The sequence below is a fragment of the Methylobacterium sp. 275MFSha3.1 genome (assembly GCF_900108435.1).
Classification (GTDB): Bacteria; Pseudomonadota; Alphaproteobacteria; order Rhizobiales; family Beijerinckiaceae; genus Methylobacterium.
This window is the reverse complement of the sequence record NZ_FNWP01000009.1, coordinates 94,725-119,160: the sequence shown is the minus strand read 5'-3', so window position 1 is coordinate 119,160 and position 24,436 is coordinate 94,725. Positions and strand designations below refer to the sequence as shown.

Genomic DNA, 24,436 nt, shown 5'->3' with positions numbered 1-24,436 from the left:
CGAGCGAACCGATCCATGACCCTGCCCCGTCCGGACCTCCTGACCGTCCACGTACCCCTCGACGCCGGCCGCGCCTACGATATCCAGATCGGGCGCGGGCTGATCGACACCGCCGGCACCGCGGTCGCCGCACTCGGGGCCCGCCGGGCGGCGATCGTGACGGACGCGACGGTCGGCGCGCTCTACGCCGCGCGGCTGCGGACCAGCCTGGAGCGCGCCGGCCTCCAGGCTGGCGTGGTGACGGTGGCGCCGGGCGAGGCCTCCAAATCCTACGCGGGCTACGCGGAGGTCTGCGACGGTCTGCTCGCCCTCAAGGTCGAGCGCGGCGACCTCGTCGTGGCGCTGGGCGGCGGCGTGGTCGGCGACCTCGCGGGCTTCGCGGCCGCCACCCTGCGGCGCGGCGTGCGCTTCGTTCAGGTGCCGACGAGCCTGCTCGCGCAGGTCGATTCCTCGGTCGGCGGCAAGACCGGCATCAACGCGCCGCTGGGCAAGAACCTGATCGGCGCCTTCCACCAGCCGCGCCTCGTCCTGGCCGACACGGCCGCCCTCGACACCCTGTCCGAGCGCGAGATGCGCGCCGGCTACGCCGAGGTCGCCAAGTACGGGCTGATCGCCGATCCGGGCTTCTTCGACTGGTGCGAGGCGAACTGGCGCGGGATCTTCGCCGGCGGCCCGGAGCGCGAGCAGGCGATCGCCGCCTGCTGCCGGGCCAAGGCCGCGGTGGTCACCCGCGATGAGCGGGAGGACGGCGAGCGGGCGCTGCTCAATCTCGGCCACACCTTCGGCCACGCCCTGGAGCGCCTGACCGGCTACGATTCCGCCCGCTTGGTCCACGGCGAGGGCGTCGCGATCGGGATGGCGCTCGCCTTCCGCTTCTCGGCACGCCTCGGGCTCTGCGCGGGACAGGACGCGGGCCGGGTCGCCAACCATCTCGCGCTCGCCGGCCTGCCGACCCGTCTGCAGGCCGTTCCGGGCGGGTGCGGCGACGCCGAGGCGCTCCTCGACGCGATGACCCAGGACAAGAAGGTCCGCGACGGCGCGCTGACCTTCATCCTCGCTCGGGGGATCGGCCAGAGCTTCATCGCCCCCGGCGTGGACCGGGCGGAGGTGGCGGCGTTCCTGCAGGATGAATTAGCGTCGGACCAAGCCGCCTGACGCCCGCGAGCGCCTGCTGTGGCCTTGCCTAACGCAGGCCGGGCCGCTATGAGCCTGCCACGTCCGGCGCCGGTCACCGCGCGCCGCCGACGGTCCCGTCGGGGCCAGGGCCGCAATAGCTCAGCTGGTAGAGCACCTCATTCGTAATGAGGGGGTCGGGGGTTCGAATCCCTCTTGCGGCACCACTTCCCCCAGGCGTTTCCCGAAAGCATACACGAGCGAGCCGCTGGCCGATGGCCTGTGCCGGCTCGAGCCCGCGTGAGCCCGTCGGCTGAGGCGCGCGGCGACGGGCGCGCTCAGGCGATGGCCAGCACGGCCGCGATCGCCGCCACGCCCACGGCGAGCCAGGCGGCGTAATCGCCGATCAAGCCGCTATGGAGCATTTCCAGCACGCGGGTCGGCGCGGATTGCGTCGCGCTGACCGGCCGGACCACGAACGCGGGCAGATGTCTGCGGAACAGCCCGTATCCCGCGCCGGCCAGAGCGGCGGCGACCGAGGCCCAGGGGAGCCAGCCGGGCCCCTCCGCCAGCGCGTGCACGGTCGGCCGGTGCATGAAGGCCGACGCCGCCCGCGGCAGGGCGTGCTCGATGAGAGCCACCGGCAGACCGATATCGAGCGCGAGGAGAAGGCAGCACGGCGCCAGCATCAGCCAGAGCGGCCGGTTGGCCTTCTCGCGCTCGTCCGCGCTCGGGGCGCCGGCCTCGTCGCCGGGATCGGGCCCGAGCCCGAGGAAGATCCGGCCCGCGGCCCGCAGCACCGCGGCCCCGGTCAGCGCCGCGCCGATGGCACCGGCCGCCAGCGCCACCCCGTGCCCCTGCTGCCAGAGCGCCCCCTGGACGAGGCGCGTGCCCTGGTCGAGCACACCGAGGGGCAGGCCGCAGAGCAGCAGCCCGGCCAGAGCCATGGCGACGCCGGCGGGCCAGATCCCCCGTCCGAGGCCGCGCAGGGCGATCTCGTCGATGCTGGCCTGGGTGGCGAGCAGGATGCCGGCGATCATGAACAGGGCGCCCTTCACCAGCCCGTGCCCGACCACGTAGACGAGCATCCCGCCGGTCCCGTCGACCGAGAGGGCGCCGAGGCCGGTGAGCATGATGCCGGCGTGCGAGATGGTCGAGAAGGCGAGCAGCCGCTTGAGGTGCCGCTGCAGCAGCGCCATCCAGCCACCCAGGAGGGCGGTGAAGCTGCCCAGGCCGATGAGCAGTCCCGGAAGGGCGTGCTGGACCTGATCGGAGCCGCCGAACACGATGGCGCTCACCTTCGCGAGGCCGAACAGGCCGAGCGAGACCATCGATCCGGAGAAGATCACCGAGACCGGGCTCGGCGCGACCGCGTGCGCGTCGGCGAGCCAGAACTGGAACGGCACGATCGCGCCCTTGATCATCAGGGCGGCCGCGACGAGGCAGAACGCCCCGGCCACCACCGGATCCCGGCCGCCCCGCGCCACCGCCGCCGCGATGCCCTCGAAGTCGAGCGTGCCGGTCTGGGCGTAGATCAGCCCGATGCCGCCGAGCATCAGGAAGCCCGCGAGGCTGTTCACCACCGTGAAGTTGATGGCGCCCGCCAGCGACGACTCCGCCAAGTGGTAGGCCGTGAGCGCGAAGGCCGCGACGCTCATCACCTCGAACCACACGAACAGGTTGAACATGTCGCGGGTGAAGCAGAACCCGACCATGGCGGCCAGGAACAGCAGCATCAGGATGTGGAAGTGGCCGTGGGTGCGGTCGAAGAAGCCCCAGGCGAACACGAAGGTCAGGGCGTAGAGCAGCCCGATGAAGGCCGCGACCCAGCCGCTGGCCTCGTCCACCGAGAAGCCGATCCCGAGATGGACGCCGTCGCGCGGCTCCCAGCCGCCGAACCAGTAGACCAGCGGCCCGTCGGCGGCGTGTGTGGCGATGACGCCGCAGAGCACCGCGACGGTGAGCGCCGCCAGCGTCGCCAGGATGTCGGGCAGGCGACCGGGCAGGACGTGCGCGGTCGCCAGCATCGCGGCGCAGACCACGAGGGGGATCGCGACGGGCAGGGGCAGGAGGGCGGCCGGGAAGGCGGTCACGGGCCGCCCCGCTCCGCGTCGCGCACCCGGCTCGATCCCGCATCGCGCCCGGACTTGCCGCCCGCGCGCATCGGCCGGAGCTTCTCCGGGTCCAGGCTGCCGCCGCGCTTGTAGGCCTGGATGGTGAGGACGAGGAGGAGGGCGGTGAGCGTCGCGCCGACCACAATGTCGGTGAGCACCAGCGCCTGCATCACCGGGTCGACGGCGGGCGTTCCCGGCGGGTGGTCGTAGAAGATCGGCGCGATGCTGCCCCAGCGATAGCCGAGGCCGAGCAGGAGCACGTAGGTCGCCGATTGGCACACGCCGAGGCAGCCCACGAGGTGGATGAAGTTGCGGCTCGTGGCGATGCCGTAGAGGCCGATCCCGAACAGCCACGCGGCGACCGCGTAGGGCAGGACACTGATGACCGCACTCACGCGGATTCCTCCCCCGGCTCCTCGGGCGCGTCGGCCGCGCGGGTCTCCTCCATGAATTCCAGGAAGAGCTGCGTGAAGCCGCCCGTCACCGCCAGGGCGACGCCGAGGTTCTCGACGAGCATCAGGCCGCCCGAGAACAGGTCGCGGAAGGTGCCGAGCGGCAGGATGTTCTGCATGAAGGCGGCGCCGGTCAGCATCGGCGCGAGCCCGCACAGGGCGAAGAGCAGCGCGCCGCCACCCTCCAGGGCATCGAGCCAGTGACTGCGGATGGCGTCGCGCCAGCCGGCATAGCCCTCGCCGAGATAGATCAGCAGGGTCCCTGAGGCGAGGATGACGCCGCCCTGAAAGCCGCCGCCCGGCGTGACGGTCGCGTGCAGCACGACGTAGAGGCCGAACAGCGCAGTGAGCGGGCCGGCGACGCGGCACGCGAGCACGACGGCCTCGGAGCGCGGGATCACGGCCCGGCCGGGCCGGCGCATGGCGCGCCCGGTCGTGCCCTCGCCGCGCCGCCCGCGCAGCAACACCACCGTCCCGGTGATGGCGGCGAGTAGCATGAACTCCTCGCCGAGGGTGTCGAGGCCGCGCAGGTCGAAGTTGATCGCGCTGACCATGTTGGCGACGTGCCGGGCCTCCGGGGTGATCGCGTTGATGCGCGCGCCGTACTGGGCGATCGTCGATCCGAAGGGCGGCAAGCCGGCGATCACCGCGGCCGCGCCCGGGAGGAGGACGAGGCCCGCGACGGCCAGGAGCGCGACGCGGGCGCGCGGGCTCACGATTCCTCCTCGGGCGGCTGCGTCCGCACGGCCATCAGGGCCACGAGGAAGAGGAGCGGCACCGCCGCCGAACCGACCGCCAGCTCCGAGAGCGCGACGTCTGGGGCCTGGAGGGCGTCGAACAGGATCGCCAGGATGAGCCCGTTGACCGCGATGGCGAAGACCTGCCGCGCGGGGTCGCGCACGAGGACCACGGCGGTTCCGGAGACCGCGGTGAGCAGGAAGAGCAGCGGCAGGATGACCGTCATGCCGAGCGGCCCTCGCGCATCAGCACGGCCCGGCCGGAGACGTGCGACAGCACCGCCGCCCAGGCGAGGAACACCACCATCATCACCAGGATCTTGAGCGAGCGCCCGGAGACGCCGTCCGCGAGGAAGGCCGCCACCGTCACGAGGATCGCGGCCGCGACGTTCAGGAACGCGAGCGCGTGAATCCGGTCGAGCGCCCGGGGCAGGCGCCAGAGGGCGAGGGCCGCGAGCCACGCGGCCGCCACGGCAAGGGCCAGGACCGAGCCGATCGCGACGCTCATATCCAGCGCTCCAGGAAGACCGCGAGCAGCATCGTGCCGGGCAGGTTGAGCAGGACCAGGGTGAGGGCGAGATCGGTGATCGACGCCTGATCGGTGGCGAAGGCCATGAGCGTCAGGATCAGGACCGTGACGCTGCCGGCGAGCTGGTAGGCGGCGAAACGCTGGCCGGGTCTGCCCCGCCACGCGAGCACCGCGGCCACCGCGAGCGGCGGCAGCAGCGCCAGGATGGCGACCGTCCAGACGCTCATCGCGCCTCCTCCAGGCCGTGCGTCACCACGGTTCCGTGCGCGCGGTCGAGGGTGAGCACGTAGCTGTCGGGGGCGAGCGACGCGGCCAGCAACCCGACCGCCCGCGCCGCCGGCGCCGCGTCGCCCTCCGGCGTGGCCCAGGCGATCTCGGCGGCGCTCCGCTCGCGGGTCGCGCCGCCGCCGGCGCGACCGAGGATCGCGCGCAGGAGGTGCAGCCCGACGCGGGCGGTCTGGCGCGGCATGTCGCGGACGGCCGGGCCGAGCGGGTGGAGCGACGCCCGGTCGAAGCGGAAGCGCAGCCCGCCGCGCCGTCCGACGCCCCACCACCAGAGCGTGCCGAGACTGGCGCATCCGACGGCGGCCATCCCCTCGTTCAGGCTGACCGAGCCGGCGAAGACCATGTAGGTGAGCGCGAGGACGACCCAGATCGCGGCGCCGTCCCGCCGCGAACGCTTCCGGATCCCGCCGATCGGTCCTGCCTGCGTCGATCCTGCCCGCATCGATCCTGACCGGCGCGCCCCGCGGAAGCGTGACCATGCGCGTGTCCGACCAAACGTGACCGCGGGCGCCGGCGTTCCCGGAACCCGGGGACACGGTTCCGTGTAAGGCGATGAGGGGTGGGCGTGCATATGAAAGCTGAGATCCTCACTGTCCGCTTCGTCCACGAGAGCTGGAGCCGCTTCGGGATCGCGCGGGTGCGCCTCGCCGACGGCGCCGTCGTCGAGCGCGAGATCGAGGACCACGGCGACTCGGTCGGGATCCTGCCCTACGACCCGGAGCGGAAGGTCGCGACGCTCGTGCGCGAGCTGCGGGTGCCGCCGCTTTTCGCGGCCGGCGAGCAGGTCCAGTTGGAGGCGCCGGCGGGGCTGATCGACGCCGGCAGCCCGGAGAAGAATGCCCGCCGCGAGGCGCTGGAGGAGGTGGGCCTGCGCCTGCGGGCGCTCGAGTTCGTCGGCGCCACCTATTCCTGCGCCAGCCTGACCACCGAGAAGATCCACCTCTACCTCGCGCCCTACGGCCGGGCGGACCGCGCCGAGGCCGGCGGCGGGGCCGAGGGCGAGCACGAGAACATCCGGGTGGTTGAGATGCCGCTGTCCGAGCTCGCCGCATGCGCCGACCGCGCCGAGATCACCGACCTCAAGACACTGGCCCTGATCCTGGCACTCCGTGCACGCCATTCGGAGCTGTTCGCCCCGTGAGAGGCCGCCGCGCGCTCGGCCGCGCGCTGCTGACCGCGCTGGTGCTGGTCGGCGTCGCGTGGGTCGCCTTCCACCTGCGCTGAGCGGGCCCGAGCGGCCCTCCTCCGGACGGGTCCGGCGCGTCGAAGAACCCGCGCCCTGTCTTGATCGCCGGCCGTGGCGGGCCCATCGTCCTGTCCACACACGGGAGGTCACCGGATGACGCGCGCCTGCATCGTGGGCTGGGCCCACACCCCCTTCGGCAAGCTCGAGGAGCCCGATGTCGAGGGGCTGATCGCCCGGGTCTCGGGGGAGGCGCTAGCCCATGCCGGCGTCGAGGAGTCGCAGGTCGACGGCATCTACGTGGGCTCGATGAACACCGGCTTCTCCAAGCAGGGCTTCGAGGGCTCGCTGGTTGCGGTGAACCGGCCGGGCCTCGCCCACGCGCCGGCGACCCACTTGGAAAACGCCTGCGCCACCGGGTCGGCGGCGCTCTACGCGGCCCTCGACTTCGTCGACAGCGGCCGCGGCCGCGTGGCCCTGGTGATCGGCGCCGAGAAGATGACCGCCAAGACCGTCGCCGAGACCGGCGACATCCTGCTGGGCGCCTCCTACCGGAAGGAGGAGGCCGACATCGAGGGCGGCTTCGCGGGCGTGTTCGGGCGGATCGCGGCGGGCTACTTCCAGCGCTACGGCGACCGCAGCGAGGAGCTGGCCCGCATCGCCGCCAAGAACCACAGCAACGGCGTCGGCAACCCCTACGCGCAGTTGCGCAAGGACCTCGGCTTCGACTTCTGCAACCGGGTCTCGGAGAAGAACCCCTACGTGGCCGCCCCCCTGCGGCGCACGGACTGCTCGCTGATCTCGGACGGGGCGGCGGCGCTTGTGGTGGCCGATGCCGAGACCGCCGAGGGCCTGGAGCGGGCGATCGGCTTCCGCGCCCGGGCGCACGTCAATGACATCCTGCCCCTGTCCCGCCGCGACCCGGTGGAGTTCAAGGGCGCGCGAATGGCCTGGGAGAGGGCGCGGGCCCAGGCCGGGATCGCCAATGAGGACCTCTCCTTCGTGGAGACCCACGACTGCTTCACCATCGCCGAGCTGATCGAGTACGAGGCGATGGGTCTCGCCGCCCCGGGCGAGGGTTTTCGCGTGGTGCGCGAGGGACTCGCCGAGAAGGGCGGCCGGCTGCCGATCAACCCGTCCGGCGGGTTGAAGGCCAAGGGTCATCCTGTGGGGGCGACCGGCGTGTCGATGCACGTCATGGCCTGCCTCCAGCTCATGGGCGAGGCCGGTGAGATGCAGGTGCCCGGGGCGGAGCTCGCCGGGATCTTCAACATGGGCGGCGCGGCGGTCGCCAACTACGTGTCGATCTTGGAGCGGCGGCGCTGAGGCCGTCCCGGTTGCGTCCAATCCCTGCCCGCCGTGGCCGTCCTCGCGGGCAGCGCGAAGCAATCCAGCGGCCTCACGATCGTCGAGATCGCGCGGCTCTGGGTCGCTTCGCCGCGCTCGCGATGACGGACTAGAGGAGGCGATCCAGCGCCTGCTGGAGATCGGCGATGAGGTCGGCCTCGTTCTCCAGCCCGATCGACAACCGCACGGTCTCGGGCCCGACCTGCGCGGCGGCCTTCTCGTGCTCCGGCAGCTGCCGGTGCGTGGTCGAGGACGGGTGGATCGCCAGCGACTTGATCTCGCCGATGTTCACCAAGTGCGAGATCAGCTCCAGGCCGGCGATGAACCGCAGCGCCGCCGGCTCGCCGCCCTTCAGCGCGAAGGTGAAGATCGAGCCCGGCCCGTCCGGGGTGTAGCGGCGGGCGAGGTCCTCGCCGGTCTGGCCCGGCAACATCGGGTAGCTCACCCAGGCCACGGCCGGGTGATCCTTCAGGAAGGCCGCCACCGCCCGGGCGTTGGCGCAGTGCCGCTCCATGCGCAGCGGCAGGGTCTCGATCCCCATCAGCGTCAGGAACGCGTTCATCGGCGACAGGCCGGGCCCGAGGTCCCGCAGGCCGAAGAACCGGCACGCCGCCGCGAAGGGGGTCGCCGGGAAGGCCTCGGTGAGGACCAGCCCGTCATAGTCCGGCCAGGGCTCGGTGATCAGGTTGTAGCCGCCGACCTTCGCCCAGTCGAAGCGGCCGGCGTCGCAGATCACGCCGCCGATGGTCTGGCCGGAGCCGCTCAGGAACTTCGAGGTGGAGTGCCAGACGATGTCGGCGCCGTGCTCGATCGGCCGGATCAGGGCCGGCGAGGCGAGGGTGTTGTCGACGACGAGCGGCAGATTGTGGCGGCGGGCCACCGCGGCGATGCCGTCGAGGTCCACCACCGACGCGCAGGGGTTCACGATCGATTCGCAGAAGATGGCCCGGCAGTCCGGGGCGATCGCCGCCTCGAAATCCTCCGGGGCCATACCGCGCGCGAAGCGCGGCTTCAGGTCGTAGCGCCCGTCAAGCCGGCGCATCAGGCCGAGCGACCCGCCGAACAGGCGCGGCGACGCGACGTAGGCGTCGCCGCTCTTCAACAGCGTCATCAGAATGAGCTGCATGGCCGACTGTCCGGAGGACACTGCCACACCCGCCTTCGCGCCTTCCAGATCGGCGATCCGGCGCTCCAGCGCGGCGACCGTCGGGTTGGATCCGCGCGAGTAGGAGAAGCCGGTCCGGCGGCCCGCGAAGATGTCGGCGGCCTGCTCGGTCGAGTCGAAGACGAAGCCGTTGGTGAAGTAGATCGGCTGGACCCGGGCACCCGTAGCGGGATCGGGCGCCGCGCCGGCGTGTATGGCCCGGGTCGCGAAGCGGTGCGGTCGATTCTTGTCCGTCATGGCTCTCGGTCGGGTGTTCAGGGCCCGGACCGGGTGTCAGCCCGAGCGGATCCGTGCGTCAAGCCGCGCGGCGGATGAAGGCCTGCAGGGTCCGGACCAGGGTGGTCGGCTCGTAGGGCTTCGGGATGAACCGGGCGCCCTCCGGCATGTCGTTGGGACCGGGCGTGCCCATGCCCGACACCACCAGCACGGGAATCGACGGCCAGCGATGCGCGACGAGGCGCGCCAGGGCGAAGCCGTCCATCGACCCCTGCGGCATGTCGACGTCGGTCATCAGAACCCCGACGTCGTCGCGGTTCTCCAGAACCTTCAACGCCTTGTCGGCATGCGTCGCCTCGACGACGGTGAAGCCCGCATCCGCGAGGGTGTCCGAGGCCTCCATCAGAAGGAGGCCGTCATCTTCCACGAGGAGAACGACGGGGTGGTCGGACGGGCTATCTGACATCAGACCTGCGAAGGTGCGTCTCAATTCCGAAACCCGCGCCCTATTCCTCCGGGGCTCCCCCCGTCAAGGCGCGGGGCCGGATCCGTCAGGCCGCCTCCTCGCGCTTGCCGAGGCGCTTGTCGAGGTAGGTGTCGACCGTCTTTGTCAGTTCCTCGACCTTGCCGTCGAAGAAATGGTTGGCGCCCTCGACCATCTGGTGCTCGATGATGACGCCCTTCTGGGTCTTCACCTTCTCGATCACCGGCATGACCTCGCGGGCGGGCGCGACCCGGTCCTCGGAGCCGTGCACGAACAGGCCGGAGGAGGGGCAGGGGGCCAGGAAGGTGAAGTCGTAGCGGTTCGCCATGGCGGCGATGGAGATGAATCCCTCGATCTCGGGGCGGCGCATCAGGAGCTGCATCCCGATCCATGAGCCGAAGGACACTCCGGCGATCCAGCAGGACTTCGCCTCCGGGTTGACCGATTGCACCCAGTCGAGGGCGGCCGCGGCGTCCGACAGCTCGCCCGAGCCGTGGTCGAACGACCCCTGGCTGCGTCCCACCCCGCGGAAATTGAAACGCAGGGCCGCGAATCCGCGATTGGCGAAGGTGTAGAAAAGGTTGTACACAATTTGATTGTTCATCGTACCCCCGAACTGGGGATGCGGGTGCAGGATGATGGCGATCGGCGCGCCGCGCTTCTTGGGGGCTTGGTAACGGCCTTCCAGGCGGCCGGCCGGGCCGGTGAAGATCACTTCGGGCATCGCTCGTCTCTCGCTCCGGAGATCGCCCGCCGGGCGATCGGCCCGGCGGCGCAGCAGCCTTGACTCGTCGCGCGCGCACCATAAAAGCAGTCTTAGAACAGTTCTAGGCGATTAGAACTGTTCTAAACAACCCGTCCGAAGCACCGCGTTGGCTGCCACGCCGACCGTGCCGGGTCGGCGGGATCTCATTGTCTCGGCGCGCCTTAGCACGGCGAGCCGGCGCGCGGGCAAGGAATTGTGACGCGCCGCAGCAGAGGGCTTAACGGAACGCGGATGAGCCGGGCACGCGCCTATCTCGACTACAACGCCACCGCGCCGGTCCGCCCGGACGTCGCGGAGGCGGTCGCGCGCGCGCTCACGCTCTCCGGGAACCCGTCCTCGATCCACGCGGAGGGGCGGGCGGCCCGGGCCGCCCTCGAAGCGGCCCGCACCCAGGTGGCGGTGCTCGTGAACGCCCGGCCCGAGCAGGTCGTCTTCACCAGCGGCGGGACCGAGGCGGCGAACGCGGTCCTGTCGGGCGCCCTCCGTCGCGGCGGCGCGGCGGCCCCGAGGCGGCTGCTCCACTCCGCCACGGAGCATCCCTGCGTCGCGGCCGGTCACCGGTTCCCGGACGCGGCCGTCGAGGAAGTCCCGGTCACCGCCGAGGGCGTGGTCGATCTCGCCGCCCTGGAGGCGCGCCTAGGTGCTCTCGCCGACGAGACCCTGCTCCTCTCGGTCCACGCCGCCAACAATGAGACCGGCGCGGTGCAGCCGCTGGCCGAGATCGTCGGCCTGGCGCGGGCGCACGGCCGGACCCTGGTTCACAGCGACGCCGTGCAGGCCGTCGGCAAGATCCCCCTCGACATGGCGGCGCTCGGCCTCGACGCGCTGACCCTCTCGGGCCACAAGTTCGCGGCGCCCAAGGGGGTCGGCGCGCTGGTCCTAGCCGAGGGCGTCAGCCTGGAAAGCGCCTTCCTGCGCGGGGGCGGCCAGGAGCGGCGGCTGCGCTGCGGCACCGAGTGCCTGCCGGCCATCGTCGGCATGGGTGAGGCTGCCCGGATCGCCCGCGCGGCGCTCGACGCGGAGGCCGCGCGCCTCTCCGCCCTTCGGGACCGGGTCGAGGCCGGCGTGCGCACCATGGCGCCCGACGCGGTGGTGTTCGCCGCCGGAGCGCCGCGCCTTCCCAACACCCTGAGTTTCTCGGTCCCGGGGCTCGACGCGCCCTCGGCCCTGATCGCCCTCGACCTCGCCGGCGTGGCGGTGTCGTCGGGCTCGGCCTGCTCGTCGGGCAAGGTCGCGCGCTCGGCGACGCTCGCCGCGATGGGCGTCGGTTCCGACCTCGCCGGGGGGGCGCTGCGCGTCAGCCTCGGCTGGAACACGGTGGACGAGGAGGTGGCATGCTTCCTCGACGCCTTCGAACGGGTCGTAGAGACCCTATATAGACGGCGAGGCCAGGCGGCCTGAGCGCCGCCTCCCCGCTTTCCGACAGACGCTTCCCGGTCCTTGACGCCGGAGATGCCTAGGAGACGCTGATGCCTGCTGTGCAGGAAACCATCGACCGGGTCCGCTCGATCGACCTCGACCAGTACAAGTACGGGTTCGAGACCACGATCGAGATGGAGAAGTCCGAGAAGGGCATCTCCGAGGACGTCGTCCGCTTCATCTCGGCCAAGAAGAACGAGCCCGCGTGGCTGCTGGAGTGGCGCCTCGACGCCTACCGGCGCTGGCTCACCATGAAGGAGCCGGAGTGGGCCCGCGTCTCCTACGACAAGGTCGACTACAACGACATCTACTACTACGCCGCCCCGAAGCGGCAGGGCCCGGAATCGCTCGATGAGATCGATCCCGAGATCCTGAAGACCTACGAGAAGCTCGGCATCCCGCTGCGCGAGGTCGAGGTGCTGGAAGGCATCGCGCCGGAGCGCCGCGTCGCGGTCGACGCCGTGTTCGACTCGGTCTCGGTCGCCACCACCTTCAAGAAGGAGCTGGAGAAGGCCGGCGTGATCTTCATGCCGATCTCCGAGGCCGTACGCGAGCACCCCGAGCTGGTGCGGAAGTACCTCGGCTCGGTCGTGCCGGTGACCGACAACTTCTTCGCGACGCTGAACTCGGCCGTCTTCTCCGACGGGTCGTTCGTCTACATCCCGCCGGGCGTGCGCTGCCCGATGGAGCTGTCGACCTACTTCCGCATCAACGAGCGCGACACCGGCCAGTTCGAGCGCACGCTGATCATCGCCGACAAGGGCTCCTACGTCTCGTATCTCGAGGGCTGCACCGCCCCGAAGCGCGACGACAACCAGCTCCACGCCGCCGTGGTCGAGCTCGTCGCCCTGGACGATGCCGAGATCAAGTACTCGACGGTCCAGAACTGGTACCCGGGCGACAACGAGGGCAAGGGCGGCATCTACAACTTCGTGACGAAGCGCGGCGACTGCCGCGGCGCGCGCTCGAAGATCTCGTGGACGCAGGTCGAGACCGGCTCGGCGATCACCTGGAAGTACCCGTCCTGCATCCTGCGCGGCGACGATTCCCGCGGCGAGTTCTACTCGATCGCGGTGTCGAACGGCATGCAGCAGGTCGATTCCGGCACCAAGATGATCCATCTCGGCAAGAACACGACGAGCCGGATCATCTCGAAGGGCATCTCGGCCGGCCGGTCGCAGAACACCTACCGGGGCCTCGTCTCGGCGCACCGGAAGGCCAAGGGCGCGCGCAACTTCACGAACTGCGACTCCCTGCTGATCGGCGACCAGTGCGGCGCGCACACCGTGCCCTACATCGAGTCGAAGAACGCCTCGGCCGTCTTCGAGCACGAGGCAACGACCTCGAAGATTTCCGAGGAGCAGAAGTTCTACTGCCAGCAGCGCGGCCTCTCCGAGGAGGAGGCGACCGCGCTGATCGTCAACGGCTTCGTCCGGGACGTGCTGCAGCAGTTGCCCATGGAGTTCGCCGTCGAGGCCCAGAAGCTGATCTCGATCAGCCTGGAAGGCTCGGTGGGCTGACCGCCTGGGCGGTTACGACGACGACGTGCTGCGCGCGGCCCATCGGCACAGCGCGCGGCACGCCGACGAGGTCAGGAGCAGCGTCCTGTGCGGGTGCTTCTTCTGCCTCGAGGTTTTCGCGCCGGACGAGATCGCGGGCTGGATCGCCGATGAGGGCACCGCCCTCTGTCCCCGGTGCGGCATCGACGCGGTGATCGGCGACCTCTCCGGCTACCCGGCCGGGAGCGCCGCGTTCCTGCGGGCGATGCGGGACGAATGGTTTTGAAGGACTTGGACTGACATGCTGGAAATCAAGAACCTCGTCGTGCAGATCGAGGACAACCGCATCCTGAACGGCCTCAACCTGACCGTGAACGACGGCGAGGTCGCGGCGATCATGGGCCCGAACGGCTCGGGCAAGTCGACCCTCTCCTACGTCATCGCCGGCAAGGAGGACTACGAGGTTCTCGACGGCGAGATCCTGCTCGACGGGCAGAACGTTCTGGAGATGGCCGCCGACGAGCGCGCCGCGGCCGGCATCTTCCTGGCCTTCCAGTACCCGCTGGAGATCCCCGGCGTCGGCACCATGACCTTCCTCAAGGCCTGCCTGAACGCGCAGCGCAAGGCGCGCGGCGAGGCCGAGCTGTCGACCCCGGACTTTATCCGCGCGGTGAACGGCGCGGCCGACAAGCTCGAGATCAACAAGGAGATGCTCAAGCGCGCTCTCAACGTCGGCTTCTCCGGCGGCGAGAAGAAGCGCATGGAGATCCTCCAGATGGCGCTGCTGCAACCGAAGTTCTGCGTGCTTGACGAGACCGATTCCGGCCTCGACATCGACGCCCTGCGCATCGTCTCCGAGGGCGTGAACGCGCTCCGCGACCAGGGCCGCTCGTTCCTGGTGATCACCCACTACCAGCGCCTGCTCAACCACATCGTGCCCGACACCGTGCACGTCATGTCGAAGGGTCAGATCGTGAAGACCGGCGGCAAGGAGCTCGCCCTCGAGCTCGAGGCCTCCGGCTACGCCGAGTACCGCACCGGGGAGGCGGCCTGAGCCATGGCCGACGTCACCAACCTCCGCTCCCCCGCCGAGGCCGGCCTGTCGAAGCTGTTCGAGTCGGCCCGCCAGAGCTTCGCCAGCGAGAAGGCGATCGCCCGCGAGGAGGCCTTCCGCTTCTTCGAGGCGACCGGCCTGCCGAGCCGGCGGGTCGAGGCCTTCAAGTACACGGACCTGCGCGCCGCCATCACGGAGGCCGCGCCCCCGGCCGAGGCGCCGAGCCTCGACGTCGCCCGGGCGGCCGTCGCCGGGGCGAAGGGCTTCGCCGGCATCGAGGCCGCGCGCCTGACCTTCGTGAACGGCCATCTCGTCCGCGAGCTGTCGGATCTCGACCGGATCCCCGAGGGGGTCACGGTCGTCACGATGTCCGAGGCGCTGACGAAGGCGCATGTCGACCTGAAGCAGCTCGCGCCGGTGGCGCAGGCCCGGGAGAACCCGGTCTACCAGCTCAACACCGCCTTCCTGGCGGACGGCGCGCTGATCACGGTGGCGCCCGGCGCGAAGCCGGCGCGGCCGCTGCACCTGCGCTTCGTGGGCGCCGGGAACACGCCGTTCTCGACGGCGACCCGCGTGCTCGTCCAGATCGGCGAGGGCGCGGAGTTCGGTCTCCTGGAGAGCCACGAGGGCCCGGACGGGCTCACCTGCCAGCCGAACGACGCCCTCGACGTGGTGGTCGGCCCCAAGGCCGCCTTCCGGCACACCCGCCTGAACAAGCAGGGCGACGCCGCCATCGCGCTCTCGACCCTGTCGCTCAAGGTCGAGGCCGAGGGTCAGGTCGAGACCGTGAACCTCGTGACCGGAGCGGTCCTGTCGCGCCACCAGATCTTCGTCCACGTCGCGGGCGACGACACCAACGTCGTGGTCAACGGCGCCGCCATGCTGCGCAAGGGCCAGCTCGCCGACTCGACGCTGCTCGCCGACCATGCCGCGGTCGGCGGCGTCGGCCGCGAGCAGTTCAAGTGGATCATCGACGGCGACGCCACCGGCGTGTTCCAGGGCAAGATCATCGTCCGTCAGGCCGCCCAGCAGACCGACGGCAAGATGAAGTCCGACTGCCTCCTCCTCACCGACGAGGGGCAGATGATGAACAAGCCGGAGCTGGAGATCTTCGCCGACGACGTGGCCTGCGGCCACGGGGCCACCTGCGGTGCGCCGGACGAGGACCTGCTGTTCTACCTGATGGCCCGCGGTCTGCCGCGCGCGACCGCCGAGAGCCTGCTCGTCCAGGCCTTCGTCGGCGAGGCCGTCGAGGCGGTCACGCACGAGGGCGCCCGCGCGGCGCTCATCGGCGAGATCGAGGCCTGGCTCCAGGCGCGCGGCTGATCGGACCCGGCCGGTCCGCTCCGCGGACCGGCCCTTCTCGATGCCTGATCCCGGCCTGAGGCCACCGCGGCAGCGCGCCTCGGGGCGGGGTCCAGGAATCGCAACGCCAGCCGGAGGCCTCCGAGGCCTCCGCTTCGCTCCGGCACCTCAGGATGAGGGCTGTTCCCGGGATCGGCGAAGTCTTCGGAAGGTCGCGACCATGAACGCACCCGTCCTCACCCCCACCTACGACGTCGCGGCGATCCGGAAGGATTTCCCGATCCTGGGCCAGCAGGTCTACGGCAAGCCGCTCGTCTACCTCGACAACGCCGCCTCGGCGCAGAAGCCCCGGCAGGTGATCGACGCGATGGTCTCCTGCATGGAGACCGGCTACGCCAACGTCCATCGCGGCCTGCACTACATGGCCAACGCCGCCACCGAGGGTTTCGAGGGCGCGCGCGAGACCACGCGCCAGTTCCTCAACGCCGCCTCGACGGACGAGATCATCTTCACCCGCAACGCCACCGAGGCCTACAACCTCGTGGCCTCGTCGATGGGCTGGGCCGGCCTGATCGGAGAGGGGGACGAGATCATCCTCTCGATCATGGAGCACCACTCCAACATCGTGCCCTGGCACTTCCTGCGCGAGCGCCGCGGCGCGGTGATCAAGTGGGCGCCGGTCGACGACCAGGGCAATTTCCTGGTCGAGGAGTACGAGAAGCTGTTCTCGCCCCGCACCAAGATGGTGGCGATCACCCACATGTCGAACGTGCTCGGCACGGTGACGCCCGCCGCCGAGATCGTGCGCATCGCCCACGCCCACGGCGTGCCGGTCCTGCTCGACGGGGCCCAGAGCGCGGTGCACCAGCCCGTCGACGTGCGGGCGCTCGATTGCGACTTCTTCGTCTTCACCGGCCACAAGGTCTACGGCCCGACCGGGATCGGCGTGCTCTACGGCAAGAAGGAATGGCTGGAGCGCCTGCCGCCCTACCAGGGCGGCGGCGAGATGATCCGGACGGTCAGCGAGGACGCGATCACCTACAACGATCCGCCCCACCGGTTCGAGGCCGGCACCCCGGCCATCATCGAGGCGGTTGGTCTCGGCGCCGCGCTCGAGTACATGATGAATCTCGGGCGCGACGCGATCGCCGCCCATGAGGCGAAGCTCACGGCCTACGCGCAGGAGCGCCTCGGCGCGATGAATTCCCTGCGCCTCATCGGCACCGCACCGGGCAAGGGCGGCGTGATCGCCTTCGAGATGAAGGGCGCGCACGCCCACGACATCGCCACGGTGATCGACCGGCAGGGCGTGGCGGTGCGGGCCGGGACCCACTGCGCGATGCCGCTGCTCAACCGCTTCGGCGTCACCTCGACCTGCCGCGCCTCGTTCGGGCTTTACAACACGACCGCCGAGATCGATGCCCTTGCCGAGGCGCTCGGCAGAGCAGAAATGCTGTTCACCTGATACTGGGATGAGGCTGGTCCCGCCCGCGCGGGCCCGGGGAGAGTGAAGCGATGAGCACCGACGCCACCATCACGGGCGGCAAGAACGCCCCCGACGTCGCCGGCGACTCGACGATCCCGCAGGCGGAACTGGACCGCCTGACCGACGACATCGTCGCGGCGCTGAAGACGGTCTACGATCCCGAGATTCCGGCCGACATCTACGAACTCGGGCTGATCTACAAGGTCGATATCGGCGACGATCGCGTCGTCGCGATCGACATGACCCTCACGGCGCCCGGCTGCCCGGTCGCGGGCGAGATGCCCGGCTGGGTCGAGAACGCCGTGTCCGCCGTGCCCGGGGTCCAGTCCTGCGCGGTGACCATGGTCTTCGACCCGCCGTGGGACCAGAGCCGCATGTCGGACGAGGCCCGCGTCGCCCTCGACATGTGGTAGCGCTCCGGCGGAGCCTCACGGCTTCCCGAAGGGACTCCCGGGCGCGACGCGCGGACCCTGCGCGGCGCCCGATCGTCGTTGCACGGGAAAGGCTCGCACCGCGCCCCGGTCGCGGGCGGCGAGTGTCGACGCCGGCGCGATCTGCGGACTTCTACGCAGCCGTTAAGGCCCCGCTAACCATGACCCCGCAGATCGGTGGCGGCCGCCGCGAGGGCGGCCTCTCCTCGATACAGTTGGTGGAAGCGGATGGCTGCGGGCTACGTGGTCGCGGCGTTCTTGGAGGCGGCCGGGCTGGCCGGCCTCGTGATCGCCGTGCTCAAGATGCGGACGGAGCGGCGGGCGCGGGCCGCGGACTTGCGGAGCTTCCTTCGCTCCGGACAGATCCCGATTGTCGAGATCGGGGGGACGCGCCGTCCCGCGGACGCTGCCGCGCGGCTGATCGCCGTCCCGTACACGACCGGCCGGGGCGGTGCTCCGGAGGCTCGGCCGTCGGCCGCCCGCGCGGCGCTCGGACGCGCCTTCATGTCCGGCGGCGCGGCGCCGCGGGCCGGGTTGATTGGCGCGATCAGCGCAGGATGACGTCGAGGCCGCTGCCGAGCAGGACCACGGCGCTGAGCGTCAGCATGAACTTCAGGTCTTCGAGACGGGCGCTCATGATCGATCCTCGATGTTCGGCTGAAGGGCCGCCGTTCCGATGACCGATGATCACCAGATTAACGAATTTTTCGCGAGTCCTTTCAGGATCCGTTAGGGATTTACCGACGGTTTCCCTTTGCTAACGTTACCGATGTGTTAAGGCGCCTTCCGGAGCCGCCGGCTCAATCTGGTCCGGCGAGGCGGCACGACACGCGCCGGCCGGCACTCACGAAGGTTCGAGCCATGTCTCCACGTCCGCGCACGACCTTCGGGCGGGCCGTCGACTGGATGTTTCGCGACCGGACCACCGGCGCGATCACCGTGGCGCAGTGGCCGAACCTGCCGCTCTGGCTGTTCGCGGGCCTGAGCCTCGCGGCCTGGCTGGCCCAGGACAGGGGAGAGCTGGCCCCCTGGCTGCCGGCCTCCTCTCTGTCCTTCGGGGCCAATATCGCGCTGACATGGTGGGCGATCGACGAGCTTCTGCGCGGCGTGAATCCCTGGCGCCGGATCCTCGGTGCAGCGACCCTGATCGGCCTGGCCGCGCTGATCACGCTTCGGCGAGCGGCCTAGTGCCGGAACCATGCTACCGGCAATTGTATTTCTGGATGTTGATTCGGAACGGAGGCTGAACCGACTTCGCCGATTACAGATGAGCGGTACAAGATCTCGGTCCGGGGCGGCTGTCCGCGCGTTCTGGACAGTGCGGCCCTGCCAAGCTGATACCATAACGGTAGGTTGCACCCGCCGAGAAAGTGTGGATGGTCGTGCCGCGCGCCGCGCGAGCAGCGTCTGTGGGCATCCCGTGCATCCGAGCTCGGCCGAAGGACTGGTTTCGAAGAGATCATGACGGACGCGGGCGGATTCGATCTCGACGGCACGGCGAACTCCGCTCACGAGCGGGAAGTGCTGCTTCGCCAGATCGCCCACGCGCTGAACGTCCCGGTCTCGATCTTCCGCGGGCCGCCGGGGTCCCCGGCAGCCGGCGGCCCGAGCGCTGCGGAATGCGCCGCCCTGCTGACCGCCTTCTCGCGCATCGAGGATCCGGAACTCCGCAAGGAGTGCCTCGCGCTGGCGGAGCGCCTCGGTCGCCGGTGAGCCGCGGGCGCCCTCGCGGTGCGGTGGCGCACACGGGCTCGGTCAGCGCCGGTCATTCACCATGCTATAGGGGCGCCCGCCGCCGGAGGCGTCCCGCTCGGCCGGCCCCTCGCGTGTCCGGTGCCTGAGCATGGCTGCCGGACCCGTGCACGCTCCCGCTCGCACCAGGCTCTGATGCCGATCATCTCCATCTCGAAGCTGTCGAAGACCTACACGTCCGGCTTCACAGCCCTGCGTGACATCGACCTCGCCATCGAGCGCGGCGAGATCTTCGCGCTGCTCGGTCCGAACGGAGCGGGCAAATCCACGCTCATCAACATCGTCTGCGGGATCGTCACCGCGAGTGCGGGGACCGTCCTGGTCGACGGCCACGATATCGCGGCGGATTACCGCGCCGCGCGCCGGGCCATCGGGCTCGTCCCGCAGGAACTCACCACCGATGCCTTCGAGACGGTGCTGAACACCGTGAGCTTCTCCCGCGGCCTGTTCGGGCTGCGACCGGATCCCGGGCATATCGAGCGGATCCTCCGGGCGCTGTCCCTCTGGGACAAGCGCGACAGCCGGCTGATGACCCTGTCGGGCGGCATGAAGCGGCGGGTGCTCATCGCCAAGGCGCTGTCGCACGAGCCCCGGGTGCTGTTCCTCGACGAGCCCACGGCGGGCGTCGACGTGGAGCTGCGCCAGGACATGTGGCGCCTCGTGCGCGACCTGCGCCAGCAGGGCGTCACCGTCATCCTCACCACCCACTATATCGAGGAGGCCGAGGAGATGGCCGACCGCATCGGCGTGATCCGCCGGGGCGAGATCATCCTCGTGGAGGAGAAGGCCGCGCTGATGCGCAAGCTCGGGCGCAAGCAGCTGACGCTCCACCTCCAGCAGCCGATCGCCGCGGTACCGCCGGAACTCGCCGATTACGGCCTGGCGCTCGGCGGGGAGGGGACCGAGCTGGTCTACACCTACGACACCCGCGCCGAGCGCACCGGCATCACCGGGCTCCTGACCGGCCTCGCGGCGGCGGGCATCCGCTTCAACGACCTCCACACCGAGCAGAGCTCGCTGGAGGACATCTTCGTCGGCCTCGTGCGCGAGGAGAGGGCACAGCCATGAGCGCGGCGTTCAGCATGAACTGGCCGGCGATCCGGGCCATCTACCTGTTCGAGATGGGACGCTTCTGGCGCACCGCCGGGCAGAGCATCCTGGCCCCGGTCATCTCGACGACCCTGTACTTCGTGGTGTTCGGCGCGGCGATCGGCTCCCGGGTCTCGGCGGTCGACGATGTGCCCTACGGGCTGTTCATCGTGCCCGGCCTGATCATGCTCTCGCTGCTGACGCAGAGCATCTCCAACGCCTCGTTCGGCATCTACTTCCCGCGCTTCGCCGGCACGATCTACGAGATCCTGTCGGCGCCGATCTCGCCGCTGGAGGTGGTGCTGGGCTTCGTCGGCGCCGCGGCCTCGAAGTCGATCCTGATCGGGCTGATCATCCTGGCCACCTCGGCCCTGTTCGTGCCGCTGCGGATCGACCACCCGCTCTGGATGATCGGCTTCCTGCTGCTCACCGCGGTGACGTTCAGCCTGTTCGGCTTCGTCATCGGCCTGTGGGCGGACGGGTTCGAGAAGCTACAGCTGGTCCCGCTCCTCGTCGTGACCCCGCTCACCTTCCTGGGCGGCAGCTTCTACGCGATCAGCATGCTGCCGCCGTTCTGGCACGCGGTGAGCCTGCTGAACCCGGTCGTGTACCTGATCAGCGGGTTCCGCTGGGCGTTCTTCGGCAAGGCGGACGTGAACATCGCGGTCAGCCTCGGCATGACCGCGCTGTTCCTGGTGATCTGCCTCGGCCTCGTGACCTACATCTTCCGCACGGGCTACCGTCTGAAGAGCTGAGGCCTCAGGGCTGCGCGGCCAGGAAGGCCAGCACCCCGTCCCGGTGCGGCTTGGCGCCGACCGCCGTGGAGTGGTCCTTGCCCTCGATCTCGAGCGCCCGGGCGTCCGGGATCAGGGCGGCGAGGGCGGGACCCGAGCCCGCGACCGTGTCGAGGGTCCCGACCGAGACCAGGACCGGCACCTCGATCTGCGCGAGCTCGCCCCGGCTGAGCGTCTGGCGCGAGCCGCGCATGCAGGCGGCGAGCGCCCGCAGGTCGCTCCGGGTCTGCTCGGCGAACATCCGGAAGGCCGCCGCCGTGGGGTTGGGCGCAGGCGTCCCGGCGGGCGCCTCCAGGGCCTCGGCGATGCCGGAGGGCAGGCCCTTGCCCTCGATCAGGTGCATCCCGAGGCCGCCGATCAGGGCCGAGCGCACCCGGTCCGCGTGGTCGAGCGCGAGATGCGCGGTGATCCGCCCGCCCATCGAGTAGCCCATGACGTGGGCGCGCCCGATCCCGAGATGGTCGAGGAGCCGGACCGCGTCGCCGGCCATGGCCTCGGAGCTGTAGGCGGCCGGATCGTAGAGCTTCTCGCTCTCGCCGTGGCCGCGGTTGTCCAGCGCGATCGCGCGGTAGCCGGCCTGAGTCAGGGCCTTCACCCACTGGGTGTTGACCCAGTTGACCGCGTGGTTCGACGCGAAGCCGTGGATCAGCAGGATCGGCTTGCCCGGACCGTCCGCCGGCGGGACGTCGATATAGGCGATCCGCACGCCGTCGGAATTGAAGGTCTCCATGCCGCGCAACCTGTGTTTATCAAGCTCGGCCACGGCTTAGACCACCCGGGCGCGCGGGAGCAACGCGGATCGATCCGCTTGCGGGTCGGAGCGCCGGCTGGCAAACCGCCCCGGTCATGACGGACACGCAGCCCTACGGCACCTACGAACCGTCCGGCCTCGTGGCGGCGATCACCCGCCGCACGAACCGGATCCCGGCCGAGTCCTGGTACGGGCGGCGCCTCGCGCTGTTCCTGCGCCGGATCGCGATCGCGCGCCTCGGGGGCAAGCCCCTCGACGTGACCCGCTACGGCGCGCGGATGCGGCTGCACCCGTACAACAACAACTGCGAGAAGAAGGTGCTCTTCACCCCGCAGTTCTTCGATCCGGAGGAGCGGGCGCTGCTGCAGGAGCGCCTGCCGCGGGACTGCGTGTTCCTCGACATCGGCGCCAATGTCGGCGCCTACGCGCTGTGCGTGGCCGCCTTCTCGGGGCCGGGCGCGCGGATCGTCGCGGTCGAGCCGCAGCCGGACGTGTTCGACCGCCTGACCTACAACATCGCCCAGAACCCGTTCCACACCGTCAAGGCGGTCGCCTGCGCGGTGGCCGACAAGGCCGGCGAGCTGACCCTGTTCATCGATCCGCGCAACCGCGGCGAGTCGAGCCTGCGCATCGTCGGCACCAACGAGGGCGCGCGGATCACCGTGCCGGCGGTGACGCTCCTCGACCTGCTGCGCAGCGAGGGCCTCGACCGCGTCGACGCCATCAAGCTCGACGTCGAGGGCGCCGAGGACCTGATCCTCGAGCCGTTCCTCCGCGAGGCGCCGGACGCGCTCCTGCCGCGGATCCTGCTGGTCGAGAACGGCACCGGCCAGTGGCAGCTCGACCTGCTGCGGCATCTGGGGCGCTACGGCTACCGCGAGATCGCGCGCTCGCGTCTCAACCTGATGTTCGAGCGCGGCGCCGTCAGGCCGGCGTGATCACCGGGATCTCCTCGGCGATGGCGACGCCCTCCGGCGCGACGGCGCAGCGATAGGCGCGGACCGCCACGCCCGCCGCGCGCGCCTCGCGGAACGCCCGGTCGAAGGCGGGATCGATGTCCCGGGCGACGTCGAAGGCCTCGGCCCGCATCTGCACGACGATGACCACAAGCGCGCGACCGCCCTCGGCCACGACCTGCGCCAGGTCGCGCATGTGCCGGGCGCTGCGGGCCGCCTTGCAGTCCGGGAACTCGGCCAGGCCCGCCCGCCGCATCAGGTGGCAGTTCTTGACCTCGACGTGGCATGGCCCCGTAGCCGCGCCGCTCGCGAGGAAATCGACCCGGCTGGCCGCCGCGTAGCGCACCTCGGGCCTCAGCGCGTCGTGGCCGTCGAGCGCCCCGATCGCGCCGGCCCGGAAAGCCTCGGCCACGAGCGCGTTCGGCCGCATCGTGTTGATGCCGACCCACTGCGCCCCGCCGGGGAGGTCGGCCTCCACCAGCTCCCAGGTGAGCGGCAGCTTGCGCGCGGGGTTGCTCGAGCGCGACAGCAGCACGCGCGCGCCCGGCGTGTTGAGCCCGAGCATGGCTCCGGGATTGGGGCAGTGAACGGTGACGCGGCCGTCATCGGTGTCGATATCGGCGAGGAAGCGCTTGTAGCGCTGCACGAGCCGTCCCGGCACCAGCGACGCGGCGAACTGCATGGGATCCTCGGGGTTCACGTAGTCGCGGGCCGCGGTCGCGCTATCTGCCTGCAGGACCCGCCCGACGCCAGAGTTCCATGAGCCAGCCTTCCGAATCCGTCACCGCCGCGATCCTCGTCATCGGCGACGAGATCCTCTCGGGTCGCACCAAGGACAAGAACATCGGCACCATCGCCGACTTCCTCACCGCCGCCGGGATCGACCTGCGCGAGGTGCGGATCGTGCCCGACGAGGCGGCCATGATCGTCGAGGCGGTCAACGCCCTGCGCGCCCGCTACACCTACCTGTTCACCACCGGCGGGATCGGCCCGACCCACGACGACATCACCGCCGACTGCGTGGCCGAGGCCTTCGGGGTCGGCATCGACGTCGACGAGCGCGCCCGGGCGATGCTGCTGGAGCGGCACAAACCCGAGGATCTCAACGAGGCCCGCCTGCGCATGGCGCGGATCCCGTTCGGGGCCGACCTGATCGCCAATCCCGTCTCGAAGGCGCCGGGCTTCCGCATCGGCAACGTCCACGTGATGGCCGGCGTGCCCAGCATCATGCAGGCCATGCTGGACTCGATCGCCCCGACGCTGACGGGCGGCGCCGCGATGCTGTCCGAGACGATCGAGGCGGCCGGCCTCCCGGAGGGCAGCTACGCGGGCGGCCTCGGCGAGATCGCGAGGGCGCGGCGAGCCGTCTCCATCGGCTCGTACCCGGCGATCACGCCGGAGGGCTTCCGCAACCGGATCGTCGTGCGCAGCCGGGACCCGGAGGCCCTCGCCGAGGCGCGCGGCGCCGTCGAGGCCCTGCTGGCGCGGCTCTCGGCCTGACTCGTCCCG

At 70.7% G+C, this 24,436-nt stretch carries 29 protein-coding genes and 1 tRNA gene; 18 read left to right on the top strand and 12 right to left on the bottom strand.

What is annotated here, in order from left to right:
- Positions 1–15: 15 nt before the first annotated feature.
- The gene (aroB, locus tag BLW78_RS12670) at positions 16–1,155 is read left to right on the top strand and encodes a 3-dehydroquinate synthase (protein WP_091679973.1); all 1,140 of its coding nucleotides are present in this window, start codon (positions 16–18) and stop codon (positions 1,153–1,155) included.
- Positions 1,156–1,264: 109 nt separating this feature from the next.
- Positions 1,265–1,340 (top strand) — tRNA-Thr (locus tag BLW78_RS12665).
- Between the two features lie 111 nt (positions 1,341–1,451).
- Here the strand turns inward: BLW78_RS12665 and BLW78_RS12660 are convergent.
- From BLW78_RS12660 to BLW78_RS12630, 7 genes are read right to left on the bottom strand one after another with little or no spacing between them, the layout of a single operon-like run.
- A complete protein-coding gene (locus BLW78_RS12660; RefSeq protein WP_091679971.1) occupies positions 1,452–3,206 on the bottom strand; it encodes a complex I subunit 5 family protein in 1,755 nt (584 codons plus the stop codon).
- Positions 3,203–3,622, bottom strand: a complete 420-nt coding sequence (locus BLW78_RS12655; RefSeq protein ID WP_091679967.1) for a sodium:proton antiporter — start codon at positions 3,620–3,622, stop codon at positions 3,203–3,205. Before BLW78_RS12655 ends, BLW78_RS12660 begins: the two co-directional genes overlap by 4 nt.
- The gene (locus tag BLW78_RS12650) at positions 3,619–4,395 is read right to left on the bottom strand and encodes an MnhB domain-containing protein (RefSeq protein WP_091679964.1); all 777 of its coding nucleotides are present in this window, start codon (positions 4,393–4,395) and stop codon (positions 3,619–3,621) included. The genes BLW78_RS12655 and BLW78_RS12650 overlap by 4 nt, the downstream gene beginning before the upstream one ends.
- On the bottom strand, positions 4,392–4,643 hold the full coding sequence (locus BLW78_RS12645; protein WP_056525210.1) for a Na(+)/H(+) antiporter subunit B: 252 nt from the start codon (positions 4,641–4,643) through the stop codon (positions 4,392–4,394). The genes BLW78_RS12650 and BLW78_RS12645 overlap by 4 nt, the downstream gene beginning before the upstream one ends.
- Positions 4,640–4,924: a monovalent cation/H(+) antiporter subunit G gene (locus BLW78_RS12640; RefSeq protein ID WP_091679961.1), complete on the bottom strand. Its 285-nt coding sequence runs from the start codon at positions 4,922–4,924 to the stop codon at positions 4,640–4,642. The genes BLW78_RS12645 and BLW78_RS12640 overlap by 4 nt, the downstream gene beginning before the upstream one ends.
- Positions 4,921–5,172: a monovalent cation/H+ antiporter complex subunit F gene (locus BLW78_RS12635; RefSeq protein WP_020093421.1), complete on the bottom strand. Its 252-nt coding sequence runs from the start codon at positions 5,170–5,172 to the stop codon at positions 4,921–4,923. Before BLW78_RS12635 ends, BLW78_RS12640 begins: the two co-directional genes overlap by 4 nt.
- Positions 5,169–5,672 carry a hypothetical protein gene (locus tag BLW78_RS12630; RefSeq protein ID WP_020093420.1) on the bottom strand — a complete coding sequence of 168 codons (504 nt, stop codon included), beginning with the start codon at positions 5,670–5,672 and terminating at the stop codon, positions 5,169–5,171. The genes BLW78_RS12635 and BLW78_RS12630 overlap by 4 nt, the downstream gene beginning before the upstream one ends.
- 129 nt (positions 5,673–5,801) lie before the next feature.
- Here BLW78_RS12630 and BLW78_RS12625 point away from each other — a divergent pair, with 129 nt between their 5' ends.
- Both BLW78_RS12625 and BLW78_RS12620 read left to right on the top strand, forming a co-directional pair.
- The gene (locus BLW78_RS12625) at positions 5,802–6,371 is read left to right on the top strand and encodes an NUDIX domain-containing protein (protein ID WP_091679959.1); all 570 of its coding nucleotides are present in this window, start codon (positions 5,802–5,804) and stop codon (positions 6,369–6,371) included.
- Positions 6,372–6,569: 198 nt separating this feature from the next.
- Positions 6,570–7,739, top strand: a complete 1,170-nt coding sequence (locus BLW78_RS12620) for an acetyl-CoA acetyltransferase (RefSeq protein ID WP_091679956.1) — start codon at positions 6,570–6,572, stop codon at positions 7,737–7,739.
- Between the two features lie 130 nt (positions 7,740–7,869).
- Here BLW78_RS12620 and BLW78_RS12615 read toward each other — a convergent pair whose 3' ends face one another.
- The 3 genes from BLW78_RS12615 to BLW78_RS12605 form a co-directional block, all read right to left on the bottom strand.
- Entirely contained in the window at positions 7,870–9,162 is a 1,293-nt protein-coding gene (locus BLW78_RS12615) for an O-acetylhomoserine aminocarboxypropyltransferase/cysteine synthase family protein (RefSeq protein WP_091679953.1), read from the bottom strand.
- Positions 9,163–9,220: 58 nt separating this feature from the next.
- Positions 9,221–9,607, bottom strand: coding sequence for a response regulator (locus BLW78_RS12610; RefSeq protein WP_026604970.1), 387 nt, complete (start codon positions 9,605–9,607; stop codon positions 9,221–9,223).
- Positions 9,608–9,692: 85 nt separating this feature from the next.
- Complete coding sequence (locus BLW78_RS12605; RefSeq protein ID WP_091679950.1) at positions 9,693–10,349, bottom strand: alpha/beta hydrolase; 657 nt, start codon at positions 10,347–10,349, stop codon at positions 9,693–9,695.
- A gap of 273 nt (positions 10,350–10,622) precedes the next feature.
- On the opposite strand from BLW78_RS12605, the gene BLW78_RS12600 reads away from it, so the two are divergent.
- The 12 genes from BLW78_RS12600 (at position 10,623) to BLW78_RS12545 (ending at position 21,181) form a co-directional block, all read left to right on the top strand.
- Positions 10,623–11,792, top strand: a complete 1,170-nt coding sequence (locus BLW78_RS12600) for a cysteine desulfurase family protein (protein WP_091679948.1) — start codon at positions 10,623–10,625, stop codon at positions 11,790–11,792.
- A gap of 68 nt (positions 11,793–11,860) precedes the next feature.
- Entirely contained in the window at positions 11,861–13,330 is a 1,470-nt protein-coding gene (gene sufB / locus BLW78_RS12595) for a Fe-S cluster assembly protein SufB (RefSeq protein ID WP_091679945.1), read from the top strand.
- A gap of 25 nt (positions 13,331–13,355) precedes the next feature.
- The gene (locus tag BLW78_RS12590; RefSeq protein WP_020093413.1) at positions 13,356–13,595 is read left to right on the top strand and encodes a hypothetical protein; all 240 of its coding nucleotides are present in this window, start codon (positions 13,356–13,358) and stop codon (positions 13,593–13,595) included.
- Positions 13,596–13,610: 15 nt separating this feature from the next.
- A complete protein-coding gene (sufC, locus tag BLW78_RS12585) occupies positions 13,611–14,363 on the top strand; it encodes a Fe-S cluster assembly ATPase SufC (RefSeq protein ID WP_020093412.1) in 753 nt (250 codons plus the stop codon).
- A 3-nt stretch (positions 14,364–14,366) separates the two neighbouring features.
- Complete coding sequence (locus BLW78_RS12580; RefSeq protein ID WP_091679943.1) at positions 14,367–15,689, top strand: SufB/SufD family protein; 1,323 nt, start codon at positions 14,367–14,369, stop codon at positions 15,687–15,689.
- 199 nt (positions 15,690–15,888) lie between these two features.
- Positions 15,889–17,133 (top strand): cysteine desulfurase, encoded by a 1,245-nt coding sequence (locus BLW78_RS12575; RefSeq protein WP_056525234.1) that lies wholly within the window; start codon positions 15,889–15,891, stop codon positions 17,131–17,133.
- 50 nt (positions 17,134–17,183) lie between these two features.
- Positions 17,184–17,567, top strand: coding sequence for an SUF system Fe-S cluster assembly protein (locus tag BLW78_RS12570; protein ID WP_020093409.1), 384 nt, complete (start codon positions 17,184–17,186; stop codon positions 17,565–17,567).
- Positions 17,568–17,762: 195 nt separating this feature from the next.
- A complete protein-coding gene (locus BLW78_RS12565) occupies positions 17,763–18,146 on the top strand; it encodes a hypothetical protein (protein ID WP_244526928.1) in 384 nt (127 codons plus the stop codon).
- Positions 18,147–18,446: 300 nt separating this feature from the next.
- Positions 18,447–18,773: a hypothetical protein gene (locus tag BLW78_RS12560; protein WP_091679939.1), complete on the top strand. Its 327-nt coding sequence runs from the start codon at positions 18,447–18,449 to the stop codon at positions 18,771–18,773.
- Positions 18,774–19,046: 273 nt separating this feature from the next.
- On the top strand, positions 19,047–19,298 hold the full coding sequence (locus BLW78_RS12555; RefSeq protein ID WP_056525243.1) for a hypothetical protein: 252 nt from the start codon (positions 19,047–19,049) through the stop codon (positions 19,296–19,298).
- Positions 19,299–19,469: 171 nt separating this feature from the next.
- Positions 19,470–20,405, top strand: a complete 936-nt coding sequence (locus BLW78_RS12550; RefSeq protein ID WP_042673784.1) for an ABC transporter ATP-binding protein — start codon at positions 19,470–19,472, stop codon at positions 20,403–20,405.
- Between the two features lie 14 nt (positions 20,406–20,419).
- Complete coding sequence (locus tag BLW78_RS12545; RefSeq protein WP_042673785.1) at positions 20,420–21,181, top strand: ABC transporter permease; 762 nt, start codon at positions 20,420–20,422, stop codon at positions 21,179–21,181.
- Positions 21,182–21,185: 4 nt separating this feature from the next.
- Here BLW78_RS12545 and BLW78_RS12540 read toward each other — a convergent pair whose 3' ends face one another.
- A complete protein-coding gene (locus BLW78_RS12540) occupies positions 21,186–21,950 on the bottom strand; it encodes an alpha/beta fold hydrolase (protein ID WP_091679936.1) in 765 nt (254 codons plus the stop codon).
- A gap of 116 nt (positions 21,951–22,066) precedes the next feature.
- On the opposite strand from BLW78_RS12540, the gene BLW78_RS12535 reads away from it, so the two are divergent.
- Entirely contained in the window at positions 22,067–22,909 is an 843-nt protein-coding gene (locus tag BLW78_RS12535) for an FkbM family methyltransferase (RefSeq protein WP_020093401.1), read from the top strand.
- On the opposite strand, the gene sfsA is transcribed toward BLW78_RS12535, so the two are convergent.
- Positions 22,896–23,609, bottom strand: coding sequence for a DNA/RNA nuclease SfsA (sfsA, locus tag BLW78_RS12530; protein WP_091679933.1), 714 nt, complete (start codon positions 23,607–23,609; stop codon positions 22,896–22,898). The two genes, BLW78_RS12535 and sfsA, sit on opposite strands and share 14 nt — an antisense overlap.
- A gap of 77 nt (positions 23,610–23,686) precedes the next feature.
- On the opposite strand from sfsA, the gene BLW78_RS12525 reads away from it, so the two are divergent.
- Entirely contained in the window at positions 23,687–24,427 is a 741-nt protein-coding gene (locus tag BLW78_RS12525; protein WP_091679931.1) for a competence/damage-inducible protein A, read from the top strand.
- Positions 24,428–24,436 lie beyond the last annotated feature (9 nt).

Bases quoted from the DNA above. Each gene is read 5' to 3' on its own strand.
- aroB (WP_091679973.1), top strand. From the start codon at position 16: ATGACCCTGCCCCGTCCGGACCTCCTGACCGTCCACGTACCCCTCGAC.
- BLW78_RS12645 (WP_056525210.1), bottom strand. From the start codon at position 4,643: ATGACGGTCATCCTGCCGCTGCTCTTCCTGCTCACCGCGGTCTCCGGA.
- BLW78_RS12640 (WP_091679961.1), bottom strand. From the start codon at position 4,924: ATGAGCGTCGCGATCGGCTCGGTCCTGGCCCTTGCCGTGGCGGCCGCG.
- BLW78_RS12635 (WP_020093421.1), bottom strand. From the start codon at position 5,172: ATGAGCGTCTGGACGGTCGCCATCCTGGCGCTGCTGCCGCCGCTCGCG.
- BLW78_RS12630 (WP_020093420.1), bottom strand. From the start codon at position 5,672: ATGCGGGCAGGATCGACGCAGGCAGGACCGATCGGCGGGATCCGGAAG.
- BLW78_RS12625 (WP_091679959.1), top strand. From the start codon at position 5,802: ATGAAAGCTGAGATCCTCACTGTCCGCTTCGTCCACGAGAGCTGGAGC.
- BLW78_RS12620 (WP_091679956.1), top strand. From the start codon at position 6,570: ATGACGCGCGCCTGCATCGTGGGCTGGGCCCACACCCCCTTCGGCAAG.
- BLW78_RS12615 (WP_091679953.1), bottom strand. From the start codon at position 9,162: ATGACGGACAAGAATCGACCGCACCGCTTCGCGACCCGGGCCATACAC.
- BLW78_RS12610 (WP_026604970.1), bottom strand. From the start codon at position 9,607: ATGTCAGATAGCCCGTCCGACCACCCCGTCGTTCTCCTCGTGGAAGAT.
- BLW78_RS12605 (WP_091679950.1), bottom strand. From the start codon at position 10,349: ATGCCCGAAGTGATCTTCACCGGCCCGGCCGGCCGCCTGGAAGGCCGT.
- BLW78_RS12600 (WP_091679948.1), top strand. From the start codon at position 10,623: ATGAGCCGGGCACGCGCCTATCTCGACTACAACGCCACCGCGCCGGTC.
- sufB (WP_091679945.1), top strand. From the start codon at position 11,861: ATGCCTGCTGTGCAGGAAACCATCGACCGGGTCCGCTCGATCGACCTC.
- sufC (WP_020093412.1), top strand. From the start codon at position 13,611: ATGCTGGAAATCAAGAACCTCGTCGTGCAGATCGAGGACAACCGCATC.
- BLW78_RS12580 (WP_091679943.1), top strand. From the start codon at position 14,367: ATGGCCGACGTCACCAACCTCCGCTCCCCCGCCGAGGCCGGCCTGTCG.
- BLW78_RS12575 (WP_056525234.1), top strand. From the start codon at position 15,889: ATGAACGCACCCGTCCTCACCCCCACCTACGACGTCGCGGCGATCCGG.
- BLW78_RS12570 (WP_020093409.1), top strand. From the start codon at position 17,184: ATGAGCACCGACGCCACCATCACGGGCGGCAAGAACGCCCCCGACGTC.
- BLW78_RS12560 (WP_091679939.1), top strand. From the start codon at position 18,447: ATGTCTCCACGTCCGCGCACGACCTTCGGGCGGGCCGTCGACTGGATG.
- BLW78_RS12555 (WP_056525243.1), top strand. From the start codon at position 19,047: ATGACGGACGCGGGCGGATTCGATCTCGACGGCACGGCGAACTCCGCT.
- BLW78_RS12545 (WP_042673785.1), top strand. From the start codon at position 20,420: ATGAACTGGCCGGCGATCCGGGCCATCTACCTGTTCGAGATGGGACGC.
- BLW78_RS12540 (WP_091679936.1), bottom strand. From the start codon at position 21,950: ATGGAGACCTTCAATTCCGACGGCGTGCGGATCGCCTATATCGACGTC.
- BLW78_RS12535 (WP_020093401.1), top strand. From the start codon at position 22,067: ATGACGGACACGCAGCCCTACGGCACCTACGAACCGTCCGGCCTCGTG.
- sfsA (WP_091679933.1), bottom strand. From the start codon at position 23,609: ATGCAGTTCGCCGCGTCGCTGGTGCCGGGACGGCTCGTGCAGCGCTAC.
- BLW78_RS12525 (WP_091679931.1), top strand. From the start codon at position 23,687: ATGAGCCAGCCTTCCGAATCCGTCACCGCCGCGATCCTCGTCATCGGC.